Source organism: Novacetimonas pomaceti (genome assembly GCF_003207955.1).
GTDB classification, from domain to species: domain Bacteria; phylum Pseudomonadota; class Alphaproteobacteria; order Acetobacterales; family Acetobacteraceae; genus Novacetimonas; species Novacetimonas pomaceti.
Genome location: NZ_NOXG01000004.1, coordinates 71,388 through 95,574 on the forward strand (window position 1 = coordinate 71,388; position 24,187 = coordinate 95,574).

At 65.0% G+C, this 24,187-nt stretch carries 25 protein-coding genes; 15 read left to right on the forward strand and 10 right to left on the reverse strand.

The features are described 5' to 3' along the window. The first annotated feature begins 18 nt into the window (after positions 1-18). The 5 genes from ftsH to CFR71_RS06355 all read left to right on the forward strand — a co-directional run bounded on the left by ftsH (position 19) and on the right by CFR71_RS06355 (position 6,720). Positions 19-1,953 carry an ATP-dependent zinc metalloprotease FtsH gene (ftsH, locus tag CFR71_RS06335; protein ID WP_110528782.1) on the forward strand — a complete coding sequence of 645 codons (1,935 nt, stop codon included), beginning with the start codon at positions 19-21 and terminating at the stop codon, positions 1,951-1,953. Positions 1,954-2,199: 246 nt separating this feature from the next. Beyond that, positions 2,200-3,252: a dihydropteroate synthase gene (gene folP, locus CFR71_RS06340; RefSeq protein WP_110529080.1), complete on the forward strand. Its 1,053-nt coding sequence runs from the start codon at positions 2,200-2,202 to the stop codon at positions 3,250-3,252. 42 nt (positions 3,253-3,294) lie between these two features. Continuing rightward, entirely contained in the window at positions 3,295-4,653 is a 1,359-nt protein-coding gene (glmM, locus tag CFR71_RS06345; protein WP_110528785.1) for a phosphoglucosamine mutase, read from the forward strand. A gap of 4 nt (positions 4,654-4,657) precedes the next feature. Then, positions 4,658-5,455, forward strand: coding sequence for a bifunctional hydroxymethylpyrimidine kinase/phosphomethylpyrimidine kinase (gene thiD, locus CFR71_RS06350; RefSeq protein WP_110528788.1), 798 nt, complete (start codon positions 4,658-4,660; stop codon positions 5,453-5,455). Positions 5,456-5,931: 476 nt separating this feature from the next. Further along, a complete protein-coding gene (locus CFR71_RS06355) occupies positions 5,932-6,720 on the forward strand; it encodes a response regulator transcription factor (protein ID WP_110528791.1) in 789 nt (262 codons plus the stop codon). Between the two features lie 8 nt (positions 6,721-6,728). Here CFR71_RS06355 and CFR71_RS16120 read toward each other — a convergent pair whose 3' ends face one another. Further along, positions 6,729-7,091 (reverse strand): hypothetical protein, encoded by a 363-nt coding sequence (locus CFR71_RS16120; RefSeq protein ID WP_133251095.1) that lies wholly within the window; start codon positions 7,089-7,091, stop codon positions 6,729-6,731. 135 nt (positions 7,092-7,226) lie between these two features. On the opposite strand from CFR71_RS16120, the gene CFR71_RS06360 reads away from it, so the two are divergent. Further along, positions 7,227-7,619, forward strand: coding sequence for a hypothetical protein (locus CFR71_RS06360; RefSeq protein ID WP_110529083.1), 393 nt, complete (start codon positions 7,227-7,229; stop codon positions 7,617-7,619). A gap of 71 nt (positions 7,620-7,690) precedes the next feature. On the opposite strand, the gene CFR71_RS06365 is transcribed toward CFR71_RS06360, so the two are convergent. From CFR71_RS06365 to CFR71_RS06375, 3 genes are all read right to left on the reverse strand, one after another. Continuing rightward, complete coding sequence (locus tag CFR71_RS06365) at positions 7,691-7,939, reverse strand: hypothetical protein (protein WP_110528795.1); 249 nt, start codon at positions 7,937-7,939, stop codon at positions 7,691-7,693. 210 nt (positions 7,940-8,149) lie between these two features. Beyond that, the gene (locus CFR71_RS06370) at positions 8,150-8,779 is read right to left on the reverse strand and encodes a hypothetical protein (protein WP_239019426.1); all 630 of its coding nucleotides are present in this window, start codon (positions 8,777-8,779) and stop codon (positions 8,150-8,152) included. 163 nt (positions 8,780-8,942) lie between these two features. Next, a complete protein-coding gene (locus CFR71_RS06375; protein ID WP_110529088.1) occupies positions 8,943-9,644 on the reverse strand; it encodes a YfdX family protein in 702 nt (233 codons plus the stop codon). Positions 9,645-10,122: 478 nt separating this feature from the next. Here CFR71_RS06375 and dinB point away from each other — a divergent pair, with 478 nt between their 5' ends. Next, positions 10,123-11,208: a DNA polymerase IV gene (gene dinB / locus CFR71_RS06380; protein WP_110528798.1), complete on the forward strand. Its 1,086-nt coding sequence runs from the start codon at positions 10,123-10,125 to the stop codon at positions 11,206-11,208. 29 nt (positions 11,209-11,237) lie between these two features. Here the strand turns inward: dinB and CFR71_RS06385 are convergent, their stop codons facing one another. The 3 genes from CFR71_RS06385 to CFR71_RS06395 form a co-directional block, all read right to left on the reverse strand. Then, entirely contained in the window at positions 11,238-11,825 is a 588-nt protein-coding gene (locus CFR71_RS06385; protein WP_110528801.1) for a DUF1643 domain-containing protein, read from the reverse strand. A 135-nt stretch (positions 11,826-11,960) separates the two neighbouring features. Next, positions 11,961-13,250 carry an NAD(P)/FAD-dependent oxidoreductase gene (locus CFR71_RS06390; protein WP_110528804.1) on the reverse strand — a complete coding sequence of 430 codons (1,290 nt, stop codon included), beginning with the start codon at positions 13,248-13,250 and terminating at the stop codon, positions 11,961-11,963. 72 nt (positions 13,251-13,322) lie between these two features. Then, positions 13,323-14,246, reverse strand: coding sequence for an MBL fold metallo-hydrolase (locus tag CFR71_RS06395; protein WP_110528807.1), 924 nt, complete (start codon positions 14,244-14,246; stop codon positions 13,323-13,325). Between the two features lie 94 nt (positions 14,247-14,340). On the opposite strand from CFR71_RS06395, the gene CFR71_RS06400 reads away from it, so the two are divergent. Continuing rightward, positions 14,341-15,015 carry a peroxiredoxin gene (locus CFR71_RS06400; protein ID WP_110528810.1) on the forward strand — a complete coding sequence of 225 codons (675 nt, stop codon included), beginning with the start codon at positions 14,341-14,343 and terminating at the stop codon, positions 15,013-15,015. Between the two features lie 104 nt (positions 15,016-15,119). On the opposite strand, the gene CFR71_RS16435 is transcribed toward CFR71_RS06400, so the two are convergent. Further along, positions 15,120-15,287, reverse strand: a complete 168-nt coding sequence (locus CFR71_RS16435; protein ID WP_165832045.1) for a hypothetical protein — start codon at positions 15,285-15,287, stop codon at positions 15,120-15,122. A 128-nt stretch (positions 15,288-15,415) separates the two neighbouring features. On the opposite strand from CFR71_RS16435, the gene mntR reads away from it, so the two are divergent. Next, positions 15,416-15,898: a manganese-binding transcriptional regulator MntR gene (mntR, locus tag CFR71_RS06410; RefSeq protein ID WP_110528815.1), complete on the forward strand. Its 483-nt coding sequence runs from the start codon at positions 15,416-15,418 to the stop codon at positions 15,896-15,898. After that, positions 15,873-16,073: a hypothetical protein gene (locus CFR71_RS06415; protein ID WP_133251096.1), complete on the forward strand. Its 201-nt coding sequence runs from the start codon at positions 15,873-15,875 to the stop codon at positions 16,071-16,073. The genes mntR and CFR71_RS06415 overlap by 26 nt, the downstream gene beginning before the upstream one ends. Before the next feature lie 9 nt (positions 16,074-16,082). Here CFR71_RS06415 and CFR71_RS06420 read toward each other — a convergent pair whose 3' ends face one another. Both CFR71_RS06420 and CFR71_RS06425 read right to left on the reverse strand, forming a co-directional pair. Beyond that, positions 16,083-16,337 carry a hypothetical protein gene (locus CFR71_RS06420; protein WP_110528821.1) on the reverse strand — a complete coding sequence of 85 codons (255 nt, stop codon included), beginning with the start codon at positions 16,335-16,337 and terminating at the stop codon, positions 16,083-16,085. 116 nt (positions 16,338-16,453) lie between these two features. Further along, the gene (locus CFR71_RS06425) at positions 16,454-17,437 is read right to left on the reverse strand and encodes a helix-turn-helix domain-containing protein (protein ID WP_110528824.1); all 984 of its coding nucleotides are present in this window, start codon (positions 17,435-17,437) and stop codon (positions 16,454-16,456) included. 243 nt (positions 17,438-17,680) lie between these two features. Here CFR71_RS06425 and CFR71_RS06430 point away from each other — a divergent pair, with 243 nt between their 5' ends. The 5 genes from CFR71_RS06430 (at position 17,681) to CFR71_RS06450 (ending at position 24,150) form a co-directional block, all read left to right on the forward strand. After that, complete coding sequence (locus tag CFR71_RS06430; RefSeq protein WP_110528828.1) at positions 17,681-18,646, forward strand: thiamine pyrophosphate-dependent dehydrogenase E1 component subunit alpha; 966 nt, start codon at positions 17,681-17,683, stop codon at positions 18,644-18,646. A gap of 49 nt (positions 18,647-18,695) precedes the next feature. Then, the gene (locus tag CFR71_RS06435; RefSeq protein WP_110528831.1) at positions 18,696-19,724 is read left to right on the forward strand and encodes an alpha-ketoacid dehydrogenase subunit beta; all 1,029 of its coding nucleotides are present in this window, start codon (positions 18,696-18,698) and stop codon (positions 19,722-19,724) included. Between the two features lies 1 nt (position 19,725). Further along, the gene (locus CFR71_RS06440) at positions 19,726-20,862 is read left to right on the forward strand and encodes an acetoin dehydrogenase dihydrolipoyllysine-residue acetyltransferase subunit (RefSeq protein WP_110528834.1); all 1,137 of its coding nucleotides are present in this window, start codon (positions 19,726-19,728) and stop codon (positions 20,860-20,862) included. A 419-nt stretch (positions 20,863-21,281) separates the two neighbouring features. Continuing rightward, on the forward strand, positions 21,282-22,766 hold the full coding sequence (gene xylB / locus CFR71_RS06445) for a xylulokinase (RefSeq protein ID WP_110528837.1): 1,485 nt from the start codon (positions 21,282-21,284) through the stop codon (positions 22,764-22,766). Between the two features lie 283 nt (positions 22,767-23,049). After that, a complete protein-coding gene (locus CFR71_RS06450; protein ID WP_239020293.1) occupies positions 23,050-24,150 on the forward strand; it encodes an L-dopachrome tautomerase-related protein in 1,101 nt (366 codons plus the stop codon). Positions 24,151-24,187 lie beyond the last annotated feature (37 nt).

Consider the following 24,187-nt stretch of genomic DNA (forward strand, 5'->3'; position numbering starts at 1 on the left):
CATGGAACAGTGGGCAAGATGAACAATTTCGGCCGGAACCTGGCCCTGTGGGTAATCATCATCGTGCTGCTGCTGCTGCTGTTCAACGTTTTCCAGCCGGGAAGCGCGCAGCACGCATCGCAGCAGCTGGCGTATTCGGATTTCGTCAGTGACGTGAATTCCGGACATGTGCGCTCCGTCGTGGTGCAGGATCATACGATTACCGGCACCCTGACGGACGGGACATCGTTCGATACCTATGCGCCACAGGACGCGACCCTGATCCCGCGCCTGACGGAAAAGGGCGTCGAAGTCGTGGCAAAGCCGATCGACAGCGACACCAATCCCTTCCTGCGCTATCTGATCAATTACGCGCCGCTTCTGCTGATGGTGGGGGCATGGATCTTCATCATGCGCCAGATGCAGTCCGGCAGCGGGCGCGCGATGGGCTTTGGCAAGTCGCGGGCGCGGATGCTGACGGAAAAGCAGGGGCGCGTGACGTTCGATGACGTCGCGGGCATTGATGAAGCCAAGGGCGAACTGCAGGAAATCGTGGACTTCCTGCGTGATCCGCAGAAGTTCACCCGTCTGGGCGGCAAGATCCCCAAGGGCGTGCTGCTGGTCGGCCCGCCCGGCACCGGCAAGACGCTGCTTGCCCGCGCCATCGCGGGGGAGGCGAACGTCCCGTTCTTCACCATCTCCGGCTCCGACTTTGTCGAAATGTTCGTCGGCGTGGGCGCGTCGCGTGTCCGTGACATGTTCGAACAGGGCAAGAAGGCCGCGCCGTGCATCATCTTCATCGACGAAATCGACGCCGTGGGCCGCCATCGTGGCGCGGGCCTCGGCGGCGGCAATGACGAGCGCGAGCAGACGCTGAACCAGATGCTGGTGGAAATGGACGGCTTCGACAGCAATGAGGGCGTGATCCTGATTGCCGCGACCAACCGTCCCGACGTCCTTGACCCCGCGCTGCTGCGTCCGGGCCGCTTCGACCGGCAGGTCGTGGTGCCGAACCCCGATGTCGCGGGGCGCGAGAAGATCCTGCGTGTGCATATGCGCAAGGTTCCGCTGGCGTCCGATGTCGATCCCAAGGTGATCGCGCGCGGCACGCCGGGCTTTTCCGGCGCGGATCTGGCCAACCTCGTGAACGAGGCCGCGCTGATGGCCGCGCGCCTGGGTAAGCGCACGGTGGCGATGCTGGAGTTCGAGAACGCCAAGGACAAGGTCATGATGGGGGCGGAACGCCGCTCGCTGGTCATGACCGACGACGAAAAGAAGATGACGGCCTATCACGAGGGCGGTCATGCGCTGGTGGGCATCCTGACGCCGGGGTCCGACCCGGTGCACAAGGCGACGATCATTCCGCGCGGCCGCGCGCTGGGCATGGTCATGAGCCTGCCGGAAAAGGACCGTTATTCCGAAAGCCGTTCATGGTGCATCGGCAAGCTGACGCTGGCGATGGGTGGCCGCGCGGCGGAGGAAATCATCTTTGGCCCCGACAACGTCTCCACCGGGGCGTCGGGCGATATCAAGATGGCGACCGACGTGGCGCGGCGCATGGTCACCGAATGGGGCATGAGCGACAAGCTTGGCATGGTGGCCTATGGCGGCAACGGGCAGGAAGTTTTCCTTGGCCACAGCGTGACGCAGAACAAGAACGTGTCCGAGGAAACCGCGCGTGAAATCGACAACGAGGTGCGCAAGCTGATTGACGCGGCGTATCTGCGGGCGCGCACGCTGCTGCTGGAACATATCGACCAGCTGCATCGTCTGGGCGAGGCGCTGCTGGAATATGAGACCCTGACGGGCGAGGAAATCCGTCAGGTCCTGCGGGGCGAGAAGATCACCCGTGTGGTGGTGGACGATCCAATGCCGGAAAACCGCCGCCCGTCGGTTCCGCCTTCCGCGCCGACAGGCACGCTTCCCGCGCCGTCGAACGGCCCGGATGTCGGGCCCGCGCCGCAGCCGGGCTAGGGCCGGGTCTGCGAAGTGGAGTGAGGGTTTTCATGATGGCGGAAGGATCGCGGGGTCCTTCCGCCATTGTTCTGTAAAGGACTGTCTGCAAAGAACCTTTTGGACAAAAAACGACAAAGGTTTTTGGGTGTCGCCTTTTTTCAAAAAAGCTTCGCCCAAAAGTTTTATGATTTCAGGGTATTAATCGGCCCGATCTTTTAAAGCAGTCTTTAAGGCATGTTCATTGATGACGATGGTACGGCGCATATGACTGACGACAGGCTTCTGGAGCCCCTGGCCCTTCTGGGGGGGCAGGCGGCCCGTGATGCCGTGCGGCAGGGGCTGGCGCGCTGGCTGTATGGCGGCCCGGCGGCATTTACCCTCGCACGGCTGTGGCGGGGATATCGGGATGCGGGGCTGGTGCGGGCGGCCGACATCCCGGCGGCGTGGGATGACGTGGTAACGCGCGTAAGCCAGCCATGCCCGGCGGCAGGATTGCCGGATCGGGCGCTGGTCATGGGCATCGTCAATGTCACCCCCGACAGTTTCAGCGATGGCGGGCGGCACATGGCCGTCGATCGCGCCCTTGCTACCGCGGCACAGATGGTCGCGCAGGGGGCGGCGGTGATCGATGTCGGCGGCGAAAGCACCCGTCCCGGCGCGGCCCGCGTCACCGTGGAGGAGGAATGGGCCCGCATCGCCCCCGTCATCGCGGCCATCCGGGGGGATGCGCGCACCCGTGACACCATCATTTCCGTTGATACCCGCCACGCGCTGGTGATGGAGCGCGCGCTGGCGGCGGGCGCGAACGTCATCAATGACGTCTCGGCGCTGATGCATGATGCGGCGGCGGCGGAGGTCGTGGCGCGGGCGGGGTGTCCGGTCATGCTGATGCATATGCGCGGCACGCCGGAAACGATGAACGACCATGCGGTTTACACGGACGTTGCGCTTGACGTCGTGCGTGAACTGCGACAGCGGGTCGAACGCGCCGTGGCGGCCGGGATCGCACGTGACCGCATCATGGTCGACCCGGGCATCGGGTTCGCCAAGACCGCGTCACAGAACATGCAGCTTCTGGCGCGGCTGCCCCTGCTGGCCAATCTGGGATGCCGGGTGGTGCTGGGCGTGTCGCGCAAGCGGTTCGTGGGACAGGTGAGTGGCGTTGCGGACGCGGCAGGGCGCGATCCGGCCAGCATGGCGGCCAGCCTGCCGGGATTGGTATTTCCCAATACGATCGTGCGGGTTCACGATGTCGGCGTCATGATGCAGGGCCTGAAGATATGGCAGGGACTGGATCATGCGACCGAGGTAAGGTAGGTCCATGCACACGCAGTTCAAGCAGCCGGGGATGGCGCAGGCATGACAAAGACAAGAAGACTGTTCGGGACCGACGGGATACGCGGCACCGCCAACCAGGACCCCATGACGGTTGAAATCGCACAGAAACTGGGTCAGGCTGCCGGTCTGCGCTTCATTAACGGCACCCATCGCCACAGCGTCCTCCTGGGCAAGGACACGCGCCTGTCGGGCTACATGATCGAATGCGCGCTGGTGTCGGGCTTCCTGTCGGCGGGCATGGATGTCACGCTGGTCGGGCCGATGCCCACGCCCGCGATCGCCATGCTGACGCGTTCCCTTCGCGCGGATCTCGGGGTCATGATTTCGGCGTCACACAACCCCTATGGCGATAATGGTATCAAGCTGTTCGGCCCCGACGGGTTCAAGCTGTCGGATGAGGTCGAGGCGGAAATCGAGGAGACGATGCGCTCCGACCTCAGCGGGCGGCTGGCCGCGCCGGACCAGATCGGGCGGGCCTCGCGCCTTAATGACGCGGCGGGACGCTATATCGAAAGCGCCAAGGCTTCCTTCCCGCGCGGGCTGCGGCTGGACGGGCTGCGCATCGTCATCGACTGCGCGAACGGCGCGGCCTATCGTGTCGCGCCGACGGCATTGTGGGAACTGGGGGCGGAGGTGATCCGCATCGGGTGTGATCCCGATGGCATCAACATCAACGAGGGCTGTGGCTCCACCCGGCCGGATGCCCTGTGCAACGCGGTGACGCGCCATCGCGCCGATATCGGCATCGCGCTGGATGGCGATGCGGACCGCGTGCTGATTTCCGATGAAAAGGGACGCCTGATCGACGGGGACCAGATCCTGGCCCTGATCGCGCGGTCATGGATGAAGCAGGGGCGTCTGGCGGGACGGCATATCGTCGCGACCGTGATGTCGAACATGGGGCTGGAGCGGTTCCTGTCGAAACAGGGGCTGGAACTGATCCGCACTGCCGTGGGCGACCGTTACGTGGTGGAGAAGATGCGCGAACTTGGCGCGAACCTTGGCGGGGAACAGTCGGGACACATGCTGCTGTCCGATTTCGCCACCACGGGCGACGGGCTTGTCGCCGCGCTGCAGGTCCTGGCCGTGCTGGTGGAGGAAAAACGCCCCGCCAGCGAGGTCTGCCGCATGTTCACCCCGTATCCGCAGCTGTTGCGCAACGTGCGCTTTGCCGGACGCAGCCCGCTGCATGATCCCGCGATCGACAAGGCGCGGCGCGCGGCGGAGGGACTGCTGGGGGATCGTGGGCGGCTTGTCCTGCGTGAAAGCGGGACCGAGCCGCTGATCCGCGTCATGGTGGAGGCGGAGGACGAACAGCTTGTCCGTCAGGTGGTCGATGACATGTGCAATGCCATCACCGCCGTGCAGATGATGGCCTGATCCGGTGCGGGGGCGCATTCTCGTCATCGCGGGCAGCGACAGCGGCGGTGGCGCGGGCATACAGGCGGACATCAAGACGATCACCGCGCTGGGCGGTTTCGCCATGACCGCCATTACGGCGCTGACGGCGCAGGATACGCGCGGCGTGCATGACGTGCTTGCCGTTCCCCCCGCCTTTGTCACGGCGCAGATGCGCTGCGTGATGGAGGATATCGGCGTCGATTCCTTCAAGAGCGGCATGCTGGACCGGAGCGAGGTCATCGACGCGGTGGCCGACATGATCGCGACGCGGCCCGGGGTCCCCTATGTCCTGGATCCGGTCATGGTGGCCAAGGGCGGGGCGTCGCTTCTGCAGCAGGAGGCGGTCCGCTCGCTGAAGGCGCGGCTGCTGCCGCTGGCGGACCTGCTGACCCCGAACCTGCCGGAGGCGGAGGTCCTGCTGGACCGTCCGGTGCGCGAATCCGGCGATATGCGTCAGGCCGCGCTGGACCTGCGCGACATGGGCGCGCGGGCCGTGCTGCTGAAGGGGGGGCATCTGCCGGGCGACGAACTGGTGGATGTATTCGTCGATCGGCAGGGGCGGGTGGAAACCTTTGCCTCCACCCGGCTGCATACGGTGCATACGCATGGCACCGGCTGCACCCTGGCCAGCGCGATCGCCACGGGGCTGGGCCAGGGCATGGATCTGCACGCGGCCATCGTGCGGGCCCGCGATTATCTCCGTCGTGCCATTGCGGCGGCGCCCGGATACGGGCACGGGGCCGGGCCGATCAACCATGGGGTGGATATCACGGCATCGTGATATCGCGCATGCGATTTTCGCCGCGTCGCGCGATCCGGGTGGATGCGCCCGGGCCGGGGATGACCGGATAATCACGCCAGGAAAACAGACAACGGCGATGTCATCGCGGGTCGCGATGCCACATATGGTATTGTCCTAACATCCTATTTTTCCTGCTGGCAGGATCATGCGGGCAGGGCGCCCCGCGCAGGCAAAACCATTTCCCATGGGAAAATAGGTTGCAGGATCCGTCCATCCTGCACGCAGAACGTGTCATTTTCGGGGCATCTCTGGCCGGTTCTGGAATGAAATGGCACAGGATTTCGCGCTTAAATTCTTAAAATTCTGGATGTTAAGGAATTATTTTCCATAGGCATTAGGATTATATTCCCCTTATGAATGAGTGTAACGAGGTTTATTCACAACCTTAAGATTGTTTCATGAAAAAAATACACTTATAGGTAGCAACATATATTAACAAAAATTTGGTGGTCGATATGCGTGTGTTGCTTGTTGAACCGAACACGGCCCTGGCCAGCATGGAGACCAGTCAGTTGCACGCTGTCGGTTTCATGGTGGACCATGCGGCATCGGGTCATGACGCGGTCGCGATGCTGAAACTGTATGATTACGACATTGCCGTCATGGAACTGGGCCTGCCGGACATGGAGGGATACGATGTCGTGCGGCGCTGCCGCGCGGCGCGGATCACGACCCCGGTCCTGATCCTGTCATCGCGGGCCAGTCCGCAGGCCAAGGTCAAGGCATTTTCAACCGGCGCGGATGATTACGTCACCCGCCCCTATGACACGATGGAACTGACGGCGCGCATGCAGGCCGTCATCCGCCGGTCCAAGGGATATAGCGAGCCGACGCTGCAGGCGGGCATGCTGCGGCTTTCGCTCGACAGTCGCGATGTCTCCGTCAACGGACGGTCCGTCCACCTGACGGGCAAGGAATACATGATCCTTGAACTTCTGCTGCTGCGTAAGGGCATGGTGCTGACCAAGGATGCGTTCCTCAACCACCTGTATGGTGGCATGGACGAACCGGAAATGAAGATCATCGACGTGTTCGTGTGCAAGCTGCGCAAGAAGCTCCAGAAAGCGGGGGGTGAAAACCTGATCACCACCGTATGGGGGCAGGGCTACATGCTTCGTGATGATGCGGTCGGCACGGACACGACCGCGCCTGCGATGGATCTGCCCGTGCCGGCGGAGGGTGAACTGCCGCCCCATGTCGCCGCCCGGGCAACGTCACGTGACGCACGTGGTTCCCTGACCTGACATCATCCTTATTCCGTATCACCCGGCGGCAATGCCCCCCACGGCGCCTGACGATACGCAATACGATGACCCGCCATGAGTTGCCTCATGGCGGGTTTTTCAATGGCCATCCCATCCGGGCACAGGCGGCCTGAAATGTCGCAAAAGTGAAAAAAAGGCGGAGCCAACAATGTGGCCCCGCCAAAGTTTAAAGTGATGATTCGATATGCGATGCCCCCATCGCCCTTCTGGTATCGCATGGGAATTCGCCCACCGGACATGAGATAAATCAAAGTCCATGAAAAATAATGTATCACTGCGGGCAGGGCATCAGGGGGAATATCGTAACGTGTGGGGAACGTGATATTTTCATCGGATGAATCGTGCGTCATGTCCCGCACGGCATTCCGTTCGCCTTTGCCAGCGTCGGGGATCGGGAATATGAACGGAATGGAACAAGGGGTATCTGGATGAAAACCAAGATCAGGACGAATCGGGCTCTATGGGCGTTTCCGGCATGCGTGACCATGGCCTGCCTCTCGCTTGCCGGGTGTGAAAGCGTGCGTGACCAGATTGCCGACCGCGAGAACAGCCTCGCGGCGGCAGGGTTTGTCGCGCGTCCCGCGAATACGCCGGAGCGTCAGGAGATGTTGCAGAAACTGCCGCCCAACCGTTTCCTTCAGAAGCCGTTCGGCGATCATGTTCTCTATATCTACTCCGATCCCAAGGTCTGTAACTGCATCTATGTTGGCAACCAGGCCGCCTATGGCCGGTACCAGTCCTATGTGCAGGCGCAGAACCTCGCGGATCAGCAGCAGATGACCGCGGACATGTATGAAGATGCCTCGTGGAACTGGGGCATGTGGGGCTGGGGCGGCGGTCCGGGCTGGGGTCCGGGCTGGGGCGGTGGCTGGTGGTAAGCCACGCCTGACCGCCTGACGATGCCCTCCTGCCGCGCGTTCCTCCCCCGGGAACGGTCGCGGCCGGGACCCTATTTCAGGCGATGGTCGGCATAGACGATCATCTGCCACACTTCCTGCGTGCCAAGGCGGTGGGGATGGGCATGGATGGGCGGCAGGAGCTGCCCTTCGCTTGCGGCGATTTCAAACCCGCAGCCGACGCAGCGGTAGATACCCGAATGTGGCGCAGGCGTACGGGGATGGTGGTGCCGGTCGAATTCCGGGTCGTTCCATGCCGTTATGAACTGCGAAGACTGGTACAGCGCCATTCGGATCTCCATGCGTTACGTCCTGGCGAAAACGGGGACACCCTGCCGACAGGGGCGTGACTGGGTGTGAATGTGCCAGAAGAATAACGGTTTGTCGCCATGGCGATTATACGCCCCTGCGGCCATCCGCGTGACCGGCGCGCTTGCGCGGGCAGGGGATTGGATGCGGGGATCGGATATGGGGACCGGACGCGGGGACGACAGCGCAGGCTGGCCGGAAAATCAGTCGTCCGAATGAAGGGTGACGGACTGTTCGATGTCGGATGTCACGATACCGTTCAGTCCCCCATGCGCCGCGATCCACTGGAACAGGTCCGGGTCCGTGGCGAAGGTCGGGTCGAAGCGCGTGCCCTGCACGCTGCCATAGGCCTGGAAATAGACATGGGGATTGGCCGGTATGTGATCGGCGGTCCATGTCCAGTCGGCCGAAAGGACGGCCTGCGCGGTGACGGTGGCGCAGGGATGGGCGGCGGTCAGCACGGCGGGGGCGCTTGTCATGACGGCGGCCTCTGGCCGGTGATACCCCTTGTCGCCCCCGATATCTTCCATCTGCAGCGCGCGTCTGCGCTGTTCTTCCCCCGGTGGCAGGCCACGCCAGCCATTGCCGTAGGGGGCGGCATGCGCCTCGTCCAGCGGATCGTCGGCGGGGCCGAAGGCATGGCCGGCGTAATTGAAGACCGTGCCACTGGGCACCGTGATCGAATCGAAATGCGGGGCATTGGGTGCGGGATCCATCGCCATGACGCGACGGTCGACGCAGATATGGATGTCGCCCCCCCATGCGGATGGCGCGGAAAGGGCAGCCATGCCGGTCATGATCCCGGCCATCCCCGCCATGACGACGAATCGCATAATTCAGGTTCCTGCGGACATGCATGCGACCGGGTCGCCGGATGGTCCGTGATGGCCTGCACGCCCGGGTCCGCATTCCACGCGACCGTGGCCGGAAACCCGGGTGTAAAAGGGCGGTCCCATGCCTTTCGACAGGCGCGGGACCGCCGGTAACGGGGCAGGCTTACTTGCTTTTGGCGGCCTTGCCACCCTTGGCGCCAGCGGGGGCGTCAGGGGTTTCCACCATGTCCTCGGACACGAAACGGACCGCGTTCTGGGCATCGGCCAGCGCCGCGTCCGCGCCCTTGGTGTCCTTGCCGGCCAGCAGGTTGGATGCGCGGTACACGTCATCGGAGCTGGCCTGCAGCGGCGCCACCGCCAGGACGAAATCAACGTCCACCGCCGCGACCTGCAGGTTCTGGCTGGCCTGCGCGGTCTGGCCCTTGTTCAGGCTGGTGTTCGCGGCCGCGACCGCCGTTCCCTTGCTGGAGGTCGGCTCCAGATCCTCGGTCACGATGTATTCGCCATCAACCGGCAGCCACGCGACAGGCTGCGTGCTGGGGGTGGCGGACGGGGCGGGCGCGCCGGCGGGGGCCTTCTTGGGCTGCGACAGCTGCGATTCAGCCTTCATGAACACGCGGTTGTCGGTCTTGGCGCGGGCAAAGGCATGGTTGGCATCGGTCAGCAGCTTTGCCGCGCCGGCGCTGTCATTGTTGGCCAGGGCGGTGCGGGCCATCGCGATGTCGTCGAATGCGCGGCTGCCGTCGATCGACAGCTTGGTGAAATCGCGGTTGACCGCGCGCGTGTTCGACGGCATGGCCGACGCAACGCCGGTCGCGGCACCCAGCATCAGCAGCGAGGCAGACAGAAGTCCAATTTTTTTCATTTCCATGACCCTCTGAAAATATTTGGATGACATGATTACCCGCAAACCTTCGCAACAATAAGGTAGGCACGTGCATCCCCGCTCCTCTCCCATCGCATGTCAATAGGGTGACGGGCGGGTGATTTCATATGTCCACGCATTTATTTCGGGCATGAACGGGAGGCTGGCATCGTGAAATCCGGTATGCCCGACCGGGCGGCCTGCGCTAGAATGGCTGCGTTTCGTTCCACCTGGGAACGAAGATGACAGAACTGAGGAACCCTACCCATGTCCGAATGTACGACGAAGTGCCCGTCCAAGTCCCCCTGCCTTAAGGGCATCCTGGCGCTTGGGGCGATTGCCGGGCTTGTCTTCTTCTTCGTCAAGAAAAAGAAGTGCAACGGCTGATTGAACGGGCCGTGACGTGGCCGTGGTCCCCCGGGGCCGCGGCGCGTCGCGACCGCACGGCCCATGACGGGCCGGCCTGTTGCGGGCATCCATGACGCAGGCGCCGGACACGCGCCGGATCATCCATGTGGACATGGATGCCTTCTATGCCTCGGTGGAACAGCGCGACAATCCCGCCCTGCGGGGACGTCCCGTCGCCGTGGGCGGCGACAGGCAGCGTGGCGTGGTCGCCGCCGCCAGTTACGAGGCCCGGCGTTTCGGGGTCCGTTCGGCCATGCCGTCCGTAACCGCCCGCCGCAAATGTCCCGAACTGATTTTCGTGCCGCCGCGCTTTGACGTGTATCGCGCGGTCTCCGCGCGGATTCACCAGATTTTCGCCCGCTATACCCCGCTGATACAGCCGCTTTCGCTGGATGAGGCCTATCTGGATGTGACACGGCCGCTACTGGTGCGCGGTTCGGCCACCCGGATCGCGCAGGAAATCCGCGCCGCCATCAGGGATGAGACCGGGCTGACCGCCTCTGCCGGGGTGTCATACAACAAATTCCTGGCCAAGCTGGCCTCCGACTATCGCAAGCCCGATGGCCTGCATGTCATCACGCCGGGGCAGGGGGCGGATTTCGTCGCCGATCTGGGGGTGGAGCAGTTCCATGGCATCGGTCCCGCCACGGCGGCGCGCATGCATGCGCTGGGCATCCATACCGGCCGCGACCTGCGGGCGCGGGACCTGACGTACCTGACCCGGCATTTCGGAAAGGTCGCTTCCTTCTATTACGGCGTCGCGCGGGGGATCGACCATCGCCCGGTGGAGCCCGATCGCCCGCGCAAGTCGCTGGGCACGGAAAGGACGTTCGAGCGCGACCTGTATGAATGGGCCGACATGGCCGGGCCGGTGTCCGACATGTGCCAGCGCGTCTGGCATGGCTGCGAACGGCGCGACATCACCGGCCGGACGGTGACGCTCAAGGTCAAGTATAACGATTTCCGGCAGATCGTGCGCGCCTGCACGCTGATGCAGGCCGTGGCCTCGGCAGAGGAACTCCATGCCCATGCGCGCGGGCTGCTGCGCGGATGCATCCCGCCCGAACGCGGCATCCGCCTGCTGGGCGTCACGCTGTCCACCCTTGTCCCGCGCGCGCAGGCCGGGGCGCGGCAGCTTGCCCTTGCGCTGGAATGACGCAAGGGGCCAGCGCGATGCCGCGGAACTCAGTCCGGGGCAAGCGTATCGACGGGAGGCAGTAGCGTCGGCCGCAGGTCGGCAGGCAGGTACAGGGGATGTTCGGGCCGCCGCGCGCGACTGCTCAGCCGCAGGACATATACCGCGATCCCGGCATCCTGCAGCATGCGCACCACCTGCGTCCCGCGTTCGCGCAGGGCGGGATAGCGCGGCGATCCATAGGCGGCGACCACCATGTCGGCCCGGCGCGCCATGTCGAGGAGGTAGTGGTCATTTTCCGGCCCCACCGGGTCCGGCACCTCCATCAGGCGGGTCTGGTCGGTGCAGCGGTAGGCAAAGGTGTTGCCCACGAAAATCGACCCGTATCCCCATGCCCGCGCGTACCGCTGGCACTTGGCGACCGTGCGGTCGTCGCCTTCTTCCGTCGCGACGGAAGGGTTCATCATCAGCCACATCACGGCGGGCCGCGCCGGGTCCCATGTGCGCGTCAGGGTATAGCGGTAGCACTTGCCCGGCCCGCCATAGATGGCGTGGCTGACCACGTCATCGGACAGGCGCAGCGGACGGGAACTGCCGACATGATGGGGGGTGGTGGGGGGGGCGGATGTTTTCTTCATGACCGCCGCTTCATACGCCGCTTTTACGTCCGATGCATCCCGGTCGCGGCATATGATGCGTCGTGCCCGTCAATGGCGGGGACGCCGGCCCCCGCATGGCCTGTCGTGCCATGCAGGGGGCGGGTTGCGAAAGGTTCAGCTCTTGGAGGTGAGGGGACGCGGTTCGACCATCAGTTCGCGGCCCTTGAGCATCCCGTCCCAGTACAGCAGCGGCATGACATATTCCTTCAACAGCCATGCCAGGTGCGTCGGGCGACGGCCGTCGAGCAGCCATGTCGGCAGGGTCGGCTCCAGCTTGCCGCCATAGCCGAATTCCGCCAGCACGATCTTGCCGCGTTCCACCGTCAGCGGGCATGCGCCATAGCCGTCGTAATCCGCCACCATCGGGCGTCCCTCCAGCGCGGCCAGCGCGTTGACGGCCACGATCGGGGCCTGCTTGCGCACGGCGGCGGCCGTCTTGGCGTTCGACGTGCCCGCGATATCGCCCAGCGCGAAGATGTCGTCATACTTGACATGGCGCAGGGTGGCCGGGTCCACCGCGACAAACCCGTCCTTGCCCGCCAGCGGGCTGTTGCGGATGACATCGGGCGCGCGCTGCGGCGGGACGGCATGCAGCATCGCGAATTCCACCTCGCTGCGGGAGGTGGCGCCGTCCGCCCCGACGTTGGAGAAGGTGGCGACCTGACGCGCGCCATCGACGGCGACAAGGTTGGATTTCAGCTGCAGGTCGATGCGGTAACGCTCGATATATTCCATCAGCGCGGGGACATAGTCCTTGACCCCGAACAGGCCGGGTGTCGCGGTATGGAACGATACGGCGATGTTGTCCGAAATCCCGCGACGCCGCCATGCGTCGCATGCCAGGTACATGGCCTTCTGCGGCGCGCCCGCGCACTTGATGGGCATGGGCGGCTGGGTAAAGACCGCGTTGCCGCGCCCCAGCGTCTGGACCAGCTGCCATGTATAGGGCGCAAGGTCATAGCGGTAGTTGGAGGTCACGCCATTGCGCCCCAGCGTTTCCGAAAGGCCCTCGACCGCGTCCCAGTCCAGCATGATGCCGGTGGCGACGATCAGGATGCCGTAACGCACCGACGACCCGTTCGACAGGTGGACCAGGTGGCTGTCGGGCTCGAACCCCGTGGCGGCGGCCTGGATCCAGTCCGCGCCCGGCGGGATCAGCTTCTTTTCCGGACGCCGCGTCTGCGACTGCTTGAAGACGCCGCCCCCCACCAGCGTCCAGCCCGGCTGATAGAAATGCGACCCTGACGGTTCGACAATGGCGACGGTAATCCCCGGCTTGCGCTTGAGGATGCTGGCCGCGGTGGAGATGCCGGCAGCCCCGCCGCCGATGATGGCGATGTCATAGGTCAGGCCCCGCGCGCTGGAGGTCAGGGCCGGGGCGGAGGGAGCGGGGGTGTCGTTCATGTCTGGCTATCTCCTTGATAACGAAAGGGTGGGGTATCTTTGTCTGGCGTTATGGCAGGAATGGGCCGCGTGTCACACACGGTCAATCGGGATCTTGATATAACGTGTGCCGTTTTCCTCGGCCTCCGGCAGGTGGCCGCCACGCATGTTCACCTGGACCGAGGGCATCAGCAGGCCGGGCATCGACAGCGTCGCGTCGCGCCCCGTCCGCATGGCGACGAATTCGTCCTCGCCCACGCCGTCATGGACATGCACGTTATGTTCGCGTTCCGCCCCGACGGTGGTTTCCCACGCGAACGTATCGCGTCCCGGCGCCTTGTAATCGTGGCATAGGAACAGCCGGGTCCGCGCCGGCAGCGACAGCAGCCGGCGTATGGAACGGTACAGCGCACGGGCATCGCCGCCGGGGAAATCGGCCCGCGCCGTGCCGTAATCGGGCATGAACAGCGTATCGCCGATGAACGCGGCATCCCCGATGACATAGGCCATGTCGGCGGGCGTATGGCCCGGCACATGCAGCGCGATGGCGGGGATGGAGCCGAGCATGAACGTCTCCCCGTCATGGAACAGGTGATCGAACTGCGAGCCGTCGCGCGCGAAGCGGGTGCCGGCGTTGAACAGCTTGCCGAAAATGTCCTGCACCCGAACGATGTCCGCCCCGATCGCCAGCTTTCCGCCCAGCTGTTCCTGAATCCACGGGGCCGCCGATAGGTGGTCGGCATGGACATGCGTTTCCAGCAGCCATTCCAGTTTCAGGTCGTGGGCGCGCACGTAATCCACGATTTCCTGTGCAAGGTGATGACCGGTCCGACCCGCCGCCGGGTCGTATTCCATCACGCTGTCGATGATGGCCGCCGCGCGTGTGGCGGGGTCATGGACGACATGGGTCGCCGTGAAGGTCACCCTGTCAAAAAAAGTCTTTACGACCGGCACCTTGTCGGACGTCAGGGCCGTTAGGACCTGATGTGCGGCGGCGGTGATGACTGGATCTGACATGGTCTTGTCTTCACGATAGTTTAAAAATTACATAATAAATGTATGTTGACGGACATCTTGCGTCAAGATGCAGTAGATGCAAAAGGGGCAGACAATGAGCGATGGCACTCCTTCTTCCGTTTCCAACGTCACGGCACGGCATCCGTTGCGTATTGGCGACCCGGCCCCGGATTTTCAGGCCCGTACCAGCCAGGGGGAAATGCGTCTGGCCGATTTCCGCGGGAAATGGCTGCTGTTTTTCTCCCACCCTGCGGATTTCACGCCCGTCTGTACCAGCGAGTTCATGGCGCTGGCGCGTGAATATCCCCGGTTCGAGGCCATGGGATGCGCCCTGATGGGCCTGTCGGTGGACAGCCTGTATTCCCACCTTGCATGGCTGGAGGCGATTCGCACCCGCTTCGGCGTGGAGGTCCCCTTTCCCGTGGTGGAGGACCCGTCCATGGCGGTGGGGCATGCGTACGGCATGCTGTCGGCCGATGCCCATGACAGCGCCACGGTGCGCGCCACCTATTTCATCGACCCGACCGGGATCGTGCGCGCGATCATCTGGTATCCCATGTCGGTGGGGCGTTCGGTGGACGAACTGCTGCGCCTGCTCGCCGCGCTCCAGCGTTCGGCGGATGGCGATGTCATGACGCCGGAGGGATGGCGCCCCGGCGACGACGTGCTGGGTCCCGTCCCCATGACGCAGGCGCAGATGCGCGACAGCGATGCATCCGGCTGCTGGTTCTATCCGACCCGCCCCGACCACCCGCCCCCGCGTGGATAAGGGACGGCATGCGGGCGGCATCCGTTCGTATCCTGACGTCGGGCCGCGTGGACCATCGTCCCGGCATTATGGCAACCAGCCATTTTGCATGGGTGGCGTGGATGTCAGGCCATCGCGTCCGTCATCCCGATGCAGCCGGGACGCGACGGATGATGCCGGCGCGCGCCATGCCGCGCCATTTCGCCGGATGCCGGGTCATTGCCGATGGGCGTGGGGCCAACGAGCACGGGGCCGGTGGGCGCGGGACAGCCGTCTGCGCTCCGTGGTGACATCGGGGGGCCGTCGCGCGCTGGCGGGCAGGGAATTGAGGGGCGGAAAAACTGCTGTATAAGTCATATCGATGATGTCCACGTCCGGCCGCCCGTATCCTCCCCGTTCCGATATCCAGGAGACGCATAGCATGAGGCGCAGAAAACCTGGCTGCATGCCTGATCCCCGGACCCAGTCGGCGGGATTCGAGCAGGCGCGCCAGTCACGCAAGACCGCCCTGGTGGAGGATTACGTCGAACTGATCGCCGACCTGCTGCATGAGGGGCAGGAGGCGCGTCAGGTCGATATCGCGCAGCGCCTGGGCGTATCGCAGCCCACGGTGGCCAAGATGCTGTGCCGGCTGGAGGCGGACGGCCTTGTCACGCGCCGTCCCTATCGCGGCATCTTCCTGACCGAAGCGGGGGAGAAGATGGCCGCCGACAGCCAGGCGCGCCACCATATCGTGGAAACCTTCCTGCGCGCGCTGGGCATCAGCGAAAAGAACGCCAGCATCGATGCCGAAGGGATGGAACATTACGTGGGCGAGGAAACGCTCGCCGCCTTTGAACGCGCGATCCGCGCGGGCGTTGCGGATTTCATGCTGGCGCATGACCCGTGTGACAACCGCGAATGATCCGGCCGCCCGGTTCCGTTCAGAAAACCGCCTGCTGGTGAAGGGTGACAGAAGTTTCCGGTTGCCGCCTTTTCGGAAGGGCGATGTCCTTTCGAAGCTTTTTGCAAAAAGCTTCACCAAAAACTTTCATGATTTCAGGGTGGTATCGGCCCCTGCCTTTTCAGGCAGCCTCTGAAATCAACATTCAGGGCAGGGGCATGTATTCGTCGTCGATATAGTTGGGCGGCCCGCCATCCAGCCCCTGCGCCGCAAAGCCGTCATTATCCGGTCCGTAATACGCCCCCATCCCCATCTGGGTCTGGTTCCAGTCATTGTCCGCGATGGGCGGCCCGTCAGGCCCGGTCAGACCCATGTTGTAAGGACCATCCCCGCCCGTGGCGCAGGCCGACAGAAGCCCGGTCGCAACGGCCAGCGTCGCCAGCCTGATCGGAAACGTCATTTCGCATCACTCCCTTGCCGCCCGATCATAACGCTTCCGCACGGTTCGGGGGAGGGGCGCGCGCACAGACCGCCCCTGCGTGACGGGCGCGGGGGGGGGAGTGGCAGGTAGGGACGTCAGTGACAGGGCTGCGCGGCCGGCGGGCCGAGCATGCGCAGCTTGCGATGCAGGGTGGATCGGCTGATCCCCAGGATCCGCGCCGCGACCGCGACCTTTCCCCGCGCGGTGGCCAGCGCGGAACGGATCGCCATCTTCTGCGCGTGGCGCAGGCCGCCTTCGGCGTCTTCCCCGGCCGTGTCGTCAAGCAGGCAGAAATTGAGGTCCTGCGCCGGGGCAATGCCCATATGCACGCGCGCGGCATGCGTCGCGCCCACCACGACGCGTTCGTCATCGACCGCGATCATGGGCACCGACCCGTCCGTCCCTTCGCCCAGCAGCATGATCGCATGCCCCCGGTACAGGTCCATGAAGGCCATACGTTCGATGCCCCGCGCCGCCTGCGCCACGGTCGCGGCAATCAGCGCGATTTCCCGCCCGTCATCACTGGGGTGAAAGGAACTGGCGTTGATCACCCCCGCCACGCGGCCCAGCGCGTCATGCACCGGGGTCGCAACGCACGCCAGCCCACGCAGGGCCGTGCGCCAGTGCTGCGCGCCATGGACCGCAATACTCCGCCCTTCGGCAAGGCTGGTGCCCACGGCGTTCGTGCCCTCGCGCGCTTCGTTCCAGATCGCGCCGGGCCACAGGCACCATCGGCGACAGCCCCGACGCTGTTCCGCCTCGATCCGGTGGGTCAGGACAACGCCATCGGCATCGGCCAGCAGCGTCGCATACCCCAGCGGCGACAGCATGGCGCGCATCCGGTCCATGGCCGTCTCCGCATGGCGCAGCACATTGCCCGCCCGCTGGCAGCACTGGCGCAGTTCGGCGCCGCACAGCACGGGCGGCATGTGGGGCGCAAAGGGGTCGAGGCCATGGTCATGGCCGCACCGACGCCATGACGCGTCCAGTCCCGACGCATCCAGTCCCGGCGCGTCAGGTCCCGCCATGGCGGGGCGGCGGGGGGAGTGGTGGGACACCGGATGTGGAAACGGGGGCATGCAGCGCCTTTTTTCGGAACGGTTGGTACGCGCGATGCCGCCTTAACCCCCGTCGGAGTGTCGCGTTTCGCGACACTCCGGACACGGCGCGTCACATGGGCGTGAAAGCGCGACGGCCATCCTTGTCCCGGTGGGGCCGGTGGCGCTGTGGTGGCGGCGTGCCCGGTCGCGCCGCTGCGTGCCGCCGGGCCGGATACGAAATCACGGATATGAACATCCGTGGCTGGAACAGGGAAAACATCCATGCAAATAGCGCGGGAAACGCTGCTGCGTTCCTATCGTGCGATGCGCACCATCCGCATGTTCGAGGAACGCCTGCATGTCGAATTCGCAACCGGCGGCATCCCCGGTTTCGTCCACCTGTATTGTGGCGAGGAAGCGTCCGGCGTGGGCGTATGCGCCAACCTGACCGACAGTGACACGATCGCCAGCACCCATCGCGGCCACGGCCACTGCATCGCCAAGGGCGTGGGCGTCGCGGGCATGATGGCCGAAATCTATGGCCGCAGCACCGGCGTATGCCGTGGCAAGGGCGGGTCGATGCATATTGCCGACCTGACGCGCGGGATGCTTGGCGCCAATGGCATCGTCGGTGGCGGGCCGCCGCTGATCTGCGGCGCGGCGCTGTCGCACAAAACCCTGCGCAATGGCGCGGTGGCCGTGGCGTTCTATGGCGACGGGGCCTCGAACGAGGGATCGACGCTCGAAAGCCTCAACCTCGCGTCCGTATGGAAACTGCCCGCCGTCTTCGTGGTGGAGGACAATGGCTATGGCGAGGCGACGGGTGCGTCCTATGCATGCGCCGGCACGCAGAAGGCGCGCGCGGCGGCGTTCGGCATGCCGTATGCCGAATGCGACGGTTCCGACTATTTCGCCGTGCATCAGGCGGCGGCGGAGGTCATCGCCCACGCGCGCGGCGGAAACGGGCCGGCGATGCTGCATGTCCACCTTGAACGCTGGTACGGGCATTTCGAGGGCGACGCCATGACCTACCGCGCCGCGGGCGAGGTGGCGGAGGCCCGGCGCGATCGCGACTGCCTGACGCTGTTTCGCGACCGCGTGACGCAGGCCGCCGTGCTGGAGGCCTCGGCCCTGGATGAAATCGACGCCGCCGTTGCCGATGAAATCGAAAGCGCGGTCCTTCAGGCCCGGGCGGATCCGCTGCCGCAGCCGTCGGACCTGCTGGCCGATGTGTATGTGCGCTACTGATCGCGATCACGCGTGATCAGCACGGAACCATTGTCCGAAAGAACGAAGAATGAGCAAAAAAAGCTTTCGACAGGCCATTAACGAGGCCATGCGTCTGGAAATGCGGCGCGATCCGAACGTCATCATCATGGGCGAGGACGTGGCCGGCGGCCGTGGCGGTTCCGCCGGGATCAAAGATGCCTGGGGCGGCGTGCTGGGCGTGACCAGGGGACTGCTGGAGGAATTCGGGGAGGAGCGGGTCCTCGACACCCCGATTACCGAGGCCTCGTACATCGGTGCGGCGGCGGGGGCGGCGATGACGGGGCTGCGTCCCGTGGCCGAACTGATGTTCGTTGATTTCGTCGGCTGCTGCCTGGACCAGATCATGAACCAGACGGCCAAGTTCCGGTACATGTTCGGCGGAAAGGCGCGCACGCCGCTGGTGATCCGCGCGATGTATGGCGCGGGCTTCAATGCCGCGGCGCAGCACAGCCAGGCGCTGTATCCGCTGTTTACCCACATCCCCGGCCTGAAGGTGGTCATCCCGTCCTCCCCCTATGAGGCGAAGGGCCTGCTGATCGAGGCGATCCGCGATGATGATCCCGTCATCTTCCTTGAAAACAAGGTCATGTATGACGAGGAAGAAGACGTCCCGGACGAGGCCTATACCATTCCGTTCGGGGAGGCGAACCTGACGCGCGAGGGCGCGGATGTCACCATCGTCGCCTTTGGCCGCATGGTCGGCCTTGCCAACCAGGCGGCGGACCGTCTGGAACGCCAGGGTATCGGCTGCACGGTCATCGACCCGCGCACGACCTCGCCGCTGGATCGCGACACGATCCTTGAATGCGTGGCGGATACCGGGCGTCTGGTGATCGTCGATGAATCCAGCCCGCGCTGCAACATGGCGACCGATATCGCGGCCCTGGTGGCGGAGGAGGCGTTCGACGCCCTGCGCGCGCCGATCCGTCGCGTCGTGCCGCCCCATACCCCCGTGCCCTTCGCGACGGCGCTTGAAAGCCTCTATCTTCCCAGCGTGGAGAAAATCGAGGCCGCCGTCACATCGGTCATGAACACGCGCGTTACGGAGAAAGCCTGACATGGCAAGCGAAATCACAGCCATCACCATGCCGAAATTCGGCCTTGCGATGACCGAGGGCAAGATCGCCGGATGGATGGTCGCCCCCGGCGCGAAGGTGCAGGCGGGCGAGGAACTGGTCGATATCGAAACGTCGAAGATCACGAATGCGTTTGAAAGCCCGGTGTCGGGCACCCTGCGCCGGCAGGTCGCGCCCAATGGCGAAACGCTGCCGGTTGGCGCGCTGATCGCGGTGGTGGCGGACGCGTCGGTGCCCGATGCGGAAATCGACGCGTTCATCACCCGGTTCCAGTCCGAGTTTTCCGAGGCCAGCGGCCCGGCCGAGGCCGCTGGCGCTTCGGCGGATCCTGTCCTTGTAACGGTGGGTACACACACGCTGCGGGTGCATGAACTGGGCGGTGGCGACGCAACGCCGCTGGTGCTGGTGCATGGCTTTGGCGGGGATCTGAAGAACTGGATGTTCAACCATGCCGCGCTGTCGCACGCGCGGCGGGTCATCGCCTTTGACCTGCCGGGGCATGGCGGGTCGTCAAAGGACGTGGGGCCAGGCACGCTGCGATTCTTTGCCGACGTGACGGCGCAGCTTCTGGATCACCTGAACCTGTCGCGGGTGCATGTGATGGGCCATTCGCTGGGGGGCGGGGTCGCGCTGACGCTGGCGCGTGATGCGCCACAACGTGTGGCCTCGCTGTCGCTGATCGCGCCCGCCGGGCTGGGGACGCAGATCAACATGGTGTTCATCAACGGCTTTATCGAGGCGGATCGCGCGCGCGCCATGCAGGATGTGCTGAAATGCCTTGTGCATGACAAGTCGCTGATCGGGCGGCGCATGGTTGATGACGTCCTGCGCTACAAGCGCCTTGATGGCGTGCAGGCCGCGTTGCGGACGGTGGCGGCCGCGTGTTTCCCCGACGGCAGGCAGGGGGACGACCTGCGCGACGTGCTGGAGGCGACGCAGATTCCCGCGACCCTGATGTGGGGGGCGGCGGACGAGATCCTGCCCGCGACGCAGGGCGATGGGCTGCTGCCGGACAGCGCACACCACGGCTTTGTCGATATCGGGCACATGCCGCAGCTGGAATGCGCCTCCGACGTCAATGGCATTGTGGGCACGTTCCTGGAACGCCACGACGGCTGAAAGACCGTTCGGACAGGCAGGTCCCATAATGTCTTGAAGTCATGAAACTTTTTGGTGAAGCTTTTTTCAAAAATCTTTGGAAGATGTCGTCTTTTTAAAAAAGGCGACGCCCGAAAACTTTTATTTTTGGTTTTAAACCGTTCCCGGGCAACTGGCCCGGAAGGAACGAGTGAATGAGGGGATGCGGGGATTTCGCCCTGCGTCCCCTTTCTTTCGCGTCGCGCCATCGCGACTGCGGCGCAACGATCTGTCATTCCCCCGATAACCGGCCCCGATAACCGGAAGGTGTGCGGCGCGTGCTTGCCAAGCCGCATTGCGTGTGTTTTCAGTTGTAACAACACACGGAACGACAAGGCAGGACATGCCGCACGGGACGTCGCCATGGGCGTGGTTCCGGCCGGTACGGGATAATAATAACAATGTTTGTCGGAATCGATCTGGGCACGTCGGCCATAAAGGCCGTGCTGGTGGATGACAGCCAGGCGGTGGTTGGCAGCCAGTCCCATCCCCTGACCATCAGTTCCCCGCATGACGGATGGAATGAACAGGACCCCCATGACTGGTGGGTGGCGACGCTGGCGGTGCTGGACGCGCTGGCGGCGGCCCATCCACAACAGATGTCGCAGGTGCGCGGCATCGGCCTGTCGGGACAGCAGCATGGCGCGGTCCTGCTGGATGCGGCGGGGGAGGTGCTGCGTCCGTGCATCCTGTGGAACGACGTGCGCGCCACGGCGGAATGCGCCGAATTCGAACGCCGCTTTCCCCGCAGCCGGCAGGTATGCGGCAATGTCGCCATGCCCGGCTTTACCGCGCCCAAGCTGATCTGGGTCGCGCGCCACGAACCCGAAATCTTTGCCGCCACCCGTCATGTCCTGCTGCCCAAGGCATGGCTGCGTTACCGCCTGACGGGCGAGATGATCGAGGACATGTCCGATGCCTCCGGCACGTTGTGGCTGGATGTGGGGCATCGCCGCTGGTCCGATGACGCGATTGCGGCGTGCGGTCTGACGCGCCACGCCATGCCCGCGCTGGTGGAAGGCACGGCCCCCGCCGGTCGCCTGCATGACATGCTTGCCCGGCGGTGGGACATGAAGACGCTCCCCGTCCTTGCCGGCAGCGCCGGGGACAATGCCGCCGGGGCCGTGGGGCTGGGGGCCGTGCGGGCCGGCTCCGCCTTCCTCTCGCTGGGGACGTCGGGGGTCCTGTGGGTGACGACGGATCGCTTCCGTCCCCATCCGCAGGGCGGGATCCACGCATTCTGCCATGCCGTGCCGCGCATGTGGCACCAGATGGGGGTCACGCTGTCGGCGGCCTCGTCCCTTGCATGGTGGTCGCGCACCACCGGGGTTACGGAAACGGCGCTGCTGGCGGAACTGCCGCCGCAGGTGACGCGTCCGTCGCCCGTCATCTTCCTGCCTTACCTGTCGGGGGAGCGCACGCCCCATAATGACGGGACCATCCGGGGTGTTTTCGCGGGCCTGTCATCGGGCACGACGCGGGCCGAAATGACGCAGGCCGTGCTGGAGGGGGTCGCGTTTTCGTTCCGCGACGTGGTCGACGTGCTGGCGGAGGCGGGATCGCACCTGACGCAGGCCGACGTCATTGGCGGCGGGTCGCGCAGCCGCCTGTGGATTTCCATCCTGGCCTCGGTCACCGGCCTGTCGCTGCACCGTCTGGCGCATGGGGAACAGGGCGGGTCGTTCGGCGCGGCGCGGCTGGCGCGGCTGGCCGCCACGGGGGAGGCGGTGGACAGCGTCTGCCTGCCGCCGCAGCGGGTGGAGACGGTATCCCCAGACGCGGCGCTGGCGGCGGCCTATGCCACCCCGCTGGCGCGTTACCGTGCCCTGTATCCCGCCGTGCGCGACGCCATGCGCGTCTCCGCCCCCTCAATGGTGTCCCCCTGACCGGCATGTCGGCCGTTGCGGCGTGGCAGGGCCGGTCCCCGATGAACGCAAGGAACGACATGGCGTGTCCTGTCTTCATGATCGCGTTTGACGAAAAAGCCGGTTTTCCCGCCGGTCCGATCGGTACAGCGGGGCCGTCCGGGAAAAGCGGTCATGGGGGCATGCGCCGCGCGTCATGGCATGTAAATATCGGCCTCCCGCTCCGGCCGTTGGTCCCGGATGGCAGAAAAAGGAAACAGCCTGCATGAACATTTCCCCGTTTTCCCCCCGTTCGTATCGCGTCATGCGGGTGATGGGGCTGATGCTCCTGCTTGGCGCGCCGCTGCAGGCGCATGCGGGCGACAGCGTGGATCATGGCGCGATCCCCACGCGCAACATCTCCATCGTCGCGCGGTTTTCCGACATGCAGCCCTCCGGCATCGCGGCGCTGCCTGACGGACGCCTCGTGCTGGCCTTTCCACGCAGCGCCGCCGATCACAAGGGGCCGCGCCTTGCCGTGCTGAAGGATGGCAGGCCCGTGCCGTTCCCCGACGCGGCGACGCAGGACCGGCTGGTGTCCCCGCTGGGCATGACGGTGGATGCGACCGGACGCCTGTGGGTGGTGGACGAGGGGACGGTCGCGGGGGACAAGACGCCGCCCCGTCCGGCCCTGATCGGGATGGATGCCCGCACGGGGAAAATCCTTGCCACCATCGCGCTGGACCCTTCCACGGGGGCGACGCGCGATGACGGCCACGTCAATGACGTGCGGGTGGATATGACGCATGGCGCGGGCGGCACGGCGTATATCAGCGACACGTCAACGGCGGACCACCCGGCGATCATCGTGGTGGATATCGCGACGGGCAGGGCGCGGCGCGTTCTGGAAAATGCGCCCTCCACCCGGGCGCAGCCGGATTTCGCGATGGAACTGGACGGCCAGATGCTCCAGTACAGCCCGACCCACCCCGTCATGGGACAGGGCGGCATCGACGGCGTGACGCTGAGCGCCGATTCATCGCGCCTGTACTGGCAGCCCCTGTCGAGCCGCAGGCTGTACAGCGCGCCGACGGCCGTGCTGTCGGATCCCGCCGCGACCCCGGCGCAGGTGGAACGCGCCGTCCGGGACGAGGGCGAGACCGTGGTGGTCGACGGGATGGCCACCGCGCCGGACAATTCACTGTACCTGACCGATATCGAACATCATGCCGTCGTGCGGCGCGCGCCTGACGGACACCTGTCGATGGTCGCGCATGACCCGCGCCTGATCGCGCCCGACAGCCTGGCGCTGGTGGGCAGGACGCGGTGGCTGACGGTGGGGCAGTGGTCGCGCCTGCCCGTCTTCCATGACGGGCACGACATGGAGGAACGTCCGTGGCTTCTGGTCAGGATCTCGCTTCCCTGACCCCGGCCGACATCGCCGGACATCGAACTACGCTGAA